The organism is Spirochaetota bacterium (assembly GCA_026414805.1).
In the GTDB taxonomy this organism is placed as follows: domain Bacteria; phylum Spirochaetota; class UBA4802; order UBA4802; family UB4802; genus UBA4802.
Genome location: JAOAIH010000104.1, coordinates 1 through 7,485, shown reverse-complemented (window position 1 = coordinate 7,485; position 7,485 = coordinate 1). Strand labels below are relative to the sequence as shown.

4 protein-coding genes are annotated in these 7,485 nt (G+C 36.7%); 3 read left to right on the top strand and 1 reads right to left on the bottom strand.

Features of this window, described 5'->3' with window-relative positions:
• From N3F66_14205 to N3F66_14195, 3 genes are all read left to right on the top strand, one after another.
• Positions 1–1,499: ATP-binding protein (locus tag N3F66_14205; GenBank protein MCX8125297.1), on the top strand; the 1,499-nt coding region annotated here is incomplete at its 5' end.
• On the top strand, positions 1,499–5,086 hold the full coding sequence (locus N3F66_14200) for an ATP-binding protein (protein MCX8125296.1): 3,588 nt from the start codon (positions 1,499–1,501) through the stop codon (positions 5,084–5,086). The genes N3F66_14205 and N3F66_14200, both read left to right, overlap by 1 nt.
• Positions 5,083–6,042 carry a diguanylate cyclase gene (locus N3F66_14195; protein MCX8125295.1) on the top strand — a complete coding sequence of 320 codons (960 nt, stop codon included), beginning with the start codon at positions 5,083–5,085 and terminating at the stop codon, positions 6,040–6,042. Before N3F66_14200 ends, N3F66_14195 begins: the two co-directional genes overlap by 4 nt.
• Positions 6,043–6,065: 23 nt before the next feature.
• On the opposite strand, the gene N3F66_14190 is transcribed toward N3F66_14195, so the two are convergent.
• Positions 6,066–7,250, bottom strand: coding sequence for a fused response regulator/phosphatase (locus N3F66_14190; GenBank protein MCX8125294.1), 1,185 nt, complete (start codon positions 7,248–7,250; stop codon positions 6,066–6,068).
• Positions 7,251–7,485 lie beyond the last annotated feature (235 nt).

The following is a 7,485-nucleotide window of genomic DNA, read 5'->3' as shown; positions in this document are numbered from 1 at the left end:
AGAAAGGATTGAATCTTCATTTTGACGTAGCACCTGATGTGCCTATGGATTTAAGGGGCGATCCTCTTCGTATTCAGCAAGTGTTAATAAACCTTATTGGAAATGCAATAAAATTTACTGAGAAAGGAGATGTTAACGTTACAATTGAAAAATTGGCAGATGGCAAAAATATTAAATTTACTGTTTCTGACACCGGCATTGGCCTTACAAAAGATGACATGTCAAAGATTTTTCAGTCTTTCACTCAGTCAGATTCTTCTACTACGCGTCGCTTTGGTGGAACGGGACTTGGGCTTTCAATATGTAAAAATTTTGTGGAAAAGATGGGCGGAAGCATAGGAGTGGATAGCAATCCAAGAAAGGGTAGTAGTTTTTATTTCATCCTACCGTTAGTACCAGCTGAAAAAAATACACGCAGTTCTATTATTGCATCAGGTATTACTGAAGACCATTTCAAATTAACCTATGAAGGGAAAAAGATTCTGGTAGCTGAGGACAATTCCATTAACAGGGAAGTTATTGGGGGAATTCTTGAAAGTATTGGATTTTCAGTTAAATATGCTGGAAATGGAAATGAAGTTATTAAAATGGTTGAAAGTGAAAATTTCGATCTGGTTCTTATGGATGTGCAGATGCCGCAGATGGACGGCCTTGAAGCTACACGAATCATCAGAACAAAATTACAGCAAAATATACCTATTGTAGCAACTACAGCCTATGCCACTACAGAAGATGTGGCTGCTTGTATGTCAGCTGGTATGAACGGCTATATAAAAAAGCCAATCAATCCGGAAAAACTTTTTGATACTCTTGGCAATTTGCTAAAAACATCAGAAAAAACAGATAACAAAAATATAAAGCCATTGAAAAATACAATGGATACGGTTTTGTTAAATCTTGATGGTATTGATGTGGAAAGTGCGCTCAGGCGTATGGGAGGAAATAAAGATTTACTGAAAAGGATTATTCTTGAATTTTGTAATACTTTTGAAGATGCTGCTGAAAAATTAGAACATCTAATTTCATCTGGAGATAGTAAAAATGCTCAATTGCTACTACATTCTATCCGGGGAGCAGGTGGAAATATAGGTGCGATAGCTCTTTATACTATTGCCACAGATGTGGAAATGAATCTTAAAGAAGGAAAAAATGCTGATGCACAACTTGGATCTTTTTATAAGGAGCTATCGAAAATTTTAAAAAATAAAGATATTCTCTTGCGTGATGATAAAAACCGTAATTACCATCCTGCTACAACACTTGATAGTACTACAATTAATCATCACATTAATAGGCTGTATGAACTACTCCAGGGCAGACGATTTGAGGCACTGTCAGCTTTTGATGAATTAGACAATATGATTGGTAATTTGATACCTCAAGAAATGGATAAACTTAATAAAGCTTTGAGAAATTATGATTTCAGCAAAGCAAAGGAAGAGCTTGACCAGATAACAAAAAAATTGGGGGAATTAGAAAAAAATGGGGGCAAATGTTAATGAGCTCCCTCAATAAATATGGCATAACTGCATTTATTCTTCTTCTAATTTTTGTGATTGGATGTGCTCCAACCCAACAAGAAAAAGTTGCGCCTGTAGCACATAATGGAGTCATGGATTTACGTACATGGAATCCGCAAGCAGATGGGCCTGTAAAGCTTGATGGTACGTGGGAATTTGTTTGGGGTACTTTTATACATCAGCATAAAATAACACAGAACAGTCTTGCTGATGAACAATTTCTTAGTGTTCCTTCAACCTGGGATGGCAAATATAGTATGGGGAAAAAATTGCCTTCTGAGGGTGTTGCTTCCTACCGATTGAAGATACTCCTTCCACTGGATTACAACCATGAACTTGCATTACGATTGCCTCCTATTGATACTGCGTATCGGCTTTTTATTAATGGCAAAAAAAAGTATGAAAACGGAATAGTAGGAACAACAAAAGAAACATCTTTACCTCAATACTATGCACCCGTTATGGTGGATATTCATACAGACAAGGAAGTTGATATTGTATTTCACCTTTCTAATTTTCACTATCCACGACCTGGAATTCGTGACAGTATCATTATTGGCAGCACCAGCGATGTTGCCGCTATTTTTGAAAGAAACCTGGTAAAAGATATATTTCTCATTGGAGCTATCCTTCTTATGGCAATGTATCATCTTGGTGTATACTATCTGCGGCGAAGCGATCGTTCCACCCTCTACTTTGCACTCTTCTGTTTGAGTACAACTGGAAGGCTTCTTGTTACAGGAGAAGGATATGCTTACAGATGGCCAATCATTGATTGGCACATTGGAACAGCTGCTGAATATATTTTTTATTATTTTTCTGTTGCTACCCTTGGGCTTTATATCCATTCACTGTATCCAAGGGAAATCTCTAAATTTGTTGTAAACGCTATACTTGCAGTTTGTGCTGTTTTCATCATAATAGTGTTTAGCTTACCAGTAATGTTTTATGCCAAAACGCTTATCTTTTTCAATGCATTTGTTGGAATTATGGTACTTTATTTTATCTATTGCCTCATCCTTGCTGTAATCAGGAAAAGAGAAGCTGCTTTGCTTTTTGTGATAGGAAGCCTTATACTCTTTGCTGCAACATTCAATGATATTCTTTACAGTTACCGTATTATAGCTACTGCATATGTAGTTCCATTTGGGCTTTATGCCTTCTTTTTTGTACAATCCTTTCTTCTTTCCAGAAGGTTCTCAAGTGCCTTTATAAAAGCAGAGGAGCTCTCACAGCATTTGGAATTTAAAGTAGAAGAACGAACATCACAACTGGCTCATTCTTTTTCATTGCTGGAAGCAACGCTGGATTCAACTGCAGATGGCATTTTAGTTATTACTAACGATGGCAGGGTTTTGGCATATAACAAAAAATTTTTGCAACTGTGGGGTCTGAATGAATCTGAAGTACAGGGAGGCATGGATGATACATTATTATCAAAAGTGATGAATAAACTCAATGATCCAGAAGCATTCATAAATAAAATACGCGAAGTATATGCTACCCCTCAGAAGGAAAGCCTTGATGAATTACATTTCAAGGATGGCCGTATCTTTGAACGCATCTCAATCCCACAGCGTTTTGAAGGCCAGGTGGTAGGAAGAGTATGGAGTTTTCGCGATATTACCCAAAGGCGCAAATCTGAATTAGCATTAATGAAAGCAAAGGAAGAAGCCGAAGCAGCTGCAGTTGCCAAGTCTGAATTTTTAGCCAATATGAGTCATGAAATCAGAACTCCTATGAATCCCATCATTGGACTAACGCATTTATTATCACAAACAGAACTTACTGAAAAACAGGCAGATTACGTAAAAAAGATACAGGGTGCTGCAAGAATTCTTCAAGATATACTCAACAACGTTTTAGATTTCTCAAAGATTGATGCAGGGCGTATTCAGCTTGAAAAAGTTGATTTCACCCTTGAATCACTTCTCAATTCGCTTTCAGTCTTCTTTGCTGAAGAAGCGGAAAGGCGTGGACTTGCACTTCTTTTTTTTGCTGATCCGGATTTACCAAAAATGCTACGAGGTGATCCCACACGTCTTTTGCAAGTTCTGATAAACTTAATTGGAAATGCAATTAAATTTACAGAAGCAGGACATATTGTTGTACGTATTGAACAAGAACATAATACTGTTGGTTTGGGTAATATAAAATTTTCGGTATCTGATACTGGCATAGGTATTTCGCAGGATCAATTGCAGTATTTATTCAGTCCATTCACTCAGGGTGATTCATCATTCACACGGAGATTTGGAGGCACAGGACTTGGGCTTGCTATAAGCCTAAATCTGGTGCAGCTTATGGGTGGCAAAATAAAAGTGGAAAGCACAAAAGGCATAGGCAGTACATTTTCTTTTTCACTTCCAATTGCAGTGCATCAAGGTGCATCATCATCTCCTCAAGTATCACACTTACAGGGTAAGCAGGTATTGATTGTTGATGATAATCCCCTATCAGCAACAATTTACAATACTTATTGCTTGGCACTGGGCCTTACTTCGCATACAATAGAAACGCGTGATATTGCTTCAAGAATTTTACTTAGCGATGATGTTGAACATTATATATTTATAATGATTAATCTTGGAAATGCTACTGGAAAAACAAAAGAATTATTTACTACCATATCAAGATTAAAAGATAGTGTTTTAAAAAAAATAATTTTATTTTCTTCGGCAACTGTTATACAACAAATCAAGAGAATTCCTGAGGCCAGTGGATTGCAAAATATTTTTTCACGGCCGCTCACAGTTGATCAGCTGGCACATACGTTGAGTCAAGTTTATAAAGCAGAGGCAGGTGAAGATAAAAATGTTCCGCAAGCAAATAATGCTGTCAATTATTCATTCCCTGGTGCAAGAATACTGCTGGTGGAAGATAATATTATTAATCAACAGGTGGCAATAGAAATTTTAAAAACTACGGGTGTAGCGGTGGTATGTGCAGAAAACGGGAGACAGGCTATTGAAATACTAGAAAGCGACAGTGATGGATTTGACCTGGTACTTATGGATATTCAAATGCCCAAACTGGATGGATTTGAAGCAACTAAAATCATTCGTAGAAACAATAAATATGCAAATCTGCCAATAATTGCAATGACTGCTCATGCACTTTCCGGAGACAGTGAGCAAAGTATTCGCAGTGGCATGAACGGCCATATAGCAAAACCAATAGTACCCCAGGATCTTTTCCTTACCTTAGATTGTTTCCTTTCAAATAAAAAGGTTGATAATGCTTTAAGGATATCTTATTCTTTATCTCATGAAAATGTAAATACTATTGATAATAAAAGCAATGAATTGCAAAGAATATTTAAAGATAATAAAGAGGCGATAGCTCCTATATTAAAAAAACTTTTTGACGATTTAAAAAACAACCGATTTGAAGCATTGACTACTTTTAACTCACTTTTACAGTACTTCCCGGGGAAGTATGTTCCAGAATTTAATTTGCTTCAAACTAGGATACAACAGTTTGATTTTAAGAAAGCTGAGGAAATACTCAAGGCTTTTATTGCTGATATAGGAATTTATGAAGTTATACAAGAGGCTGGACAATGAAGAAAATTTTGATAGTTGATGATACACCGGCAAACATCACAATTTTAGGTGACCTTCTGAAAGATAAATACGAAATTATTGTGGCAACAGAAGGTGAGTCAGCCATTGAAATAGCCAGAAATGCTTTACCCGACCTGATTCTTTTGGATATTATGATGCCCGGCATTGATGGATATAGTGTTTGCCGTACCTTAAAGCAAATTGAGGAAACATCACATATTCCTATTGTTTTTATTACAGCACGCAATGATACCAATAGCATTGTAGAAGGTTTTGAGGCAGGAGGCATAGATTATATTGCAAAACCATTCAATCCACTTGAACTAAATGCCAGAATAAAAAACCAGATGGAGCTATTAAAAGCACGTGAACAACTAGAAACGTATGCCGAATCACTTGAATTAGTAAGTCAGCGGCTTTTAAAAAAATCTCTAGAATTAAATGAATCAGTGAGGACAGATTACCTTACCGGTCTTGCTACCCGCCTTCACATTATGGAAAAAATCAACGAAGAGGTTAACAGAGCAAATAGAAGTAAATCAACGTTTGCAGTGATTATTGCTGATATTGATCACTTTAAAAAAATTAATGACACATTTGGGCATAAGTGTGGTGATATAGTGCTTTCAAATCTTGCTAAAATACTGAAGGAAGCAATACGAGCACAGGATGTGCTTGCAAGGTGGGGTGGGGAGGAATTTATGTTCCTGCTCCCTGAAACAGGTGAAGAAGGTGCTGCTAAGCTTGCAGAAAAAATCCGCAGTATCGTAGAAAGCACTTCAATTGATTATTCTGAAAATAAAATAGAGATCACAATGACGTTTGGTATATCAGAGTATGATACGCTCACGGGTGTTGATAGTATGATTAACAGAGCAGATGCTGCACTCTATAGAGGAAAAGAACTTGGCCGTAACAGGGTCGTCACCTATTCATCAATCATGTCTGGCAAGTAATTAATATCATAGAGTGTAATGAATTATAGAATATCCAATCCAATAATAGTAATGTCATCGTCTACATCCATTCCATCACGGAAATTTGCCAATTCGTTTAATATTCCATCTAATGTATTGCTAAGATGTGGGGTATTGGAATGCATGAACAAATTCAGAAGGTTTTCTTTAAATCCTATTATTTCATTTTTGTCGTTGCGAGTTTCAGGAATTCCGTCCGTATAAAGAAAAATTCTATCGCCGCTATATAACGGTAATGTCTTTTGTTGAAATGTAATATTACTCATGATGCCTACAACAGGATTAATTTCACCAATGAAAGATGCATTCCCATTTCGTATAAGTATTGGTTTTGGATGACCACCATTTGCAAGAATAAGTTGAAATTTTCCTGGTTCTTCCGGTATGATGTACAAATATAAACAGGATATAAAATATGATGTCATCTTCCCTTTTAATTCAAGGTTAAGCATGTGGAGAAATTGGGCTGGCATGGTGCCGTTTTCAGCCTGAATGTGATCAGTTACTGATTTAATTAAAGATAAGAAGAGGGCTGCTGCAACTCCATGGCCAGTAACATCACCTAAAAAGATTCCACATTGTCTTTGTGACATGGGAAAGACTTTAAAATAGTCTCCGCCAACCTTATCCAGAGGTATATATCTAAATTCAATATCAATGCCTTCACATTCCGGTTTTTTCATTGAAATCAGGCTTTTCATAACCGTTTGAGCAATTCTGAGGTCATTCTCCATCTTTTCATTTCTTTCTTTAAGATCCCTGTTTATACGCATTAATTCCAGCCGTGAAAGTCGCAGTTCAAGATGGGTGCGCACTCGTGCAGTCAATTCCATAGGATCAAATGGCTTAACAATATAGTCTGCACCTCCAACTTCAAACCCACGGATGATACTATCGTTATCACCACGAGCGGTTATGAATATAATGGGAACATCTTTAACCATCTCTATGGATTTAATCTTTTGGCATACCGTGAAACCATCCATCTGGGGCATATTCACATCAAGAAGAATTAAATCAGGAATGAATTTCTCAATGAGTTCTAACGCTTCGGTTCCGCTTTTTGCAATTCTAAGATCACAGGAGATATTATCATTGATTACATTTCCAATCACCTGTAAATTTTGGAGATTATCATCAACTGCAAGAATAACTGGCTGTTTGGTAACAGGGGATTTATCACTCATGTTTTTTCCATTAAATTAATGATATATATATAACGAAAATAACTGTTGAAGAATCATTTGTCAACTATATCCCTGCTAATTATAACAATAGTGATAGAATTTGATTCAACTGTTATACCTGATGTAAAAACTCCCATTGTCTCAGTGAACTCTGCGTGATAAAAAGTATACCACGCAGAGAGCGCAGGGTAAACGGAGTGAAAGAGTGTTGGAAAAGAGCTACAATCTCCCTAAA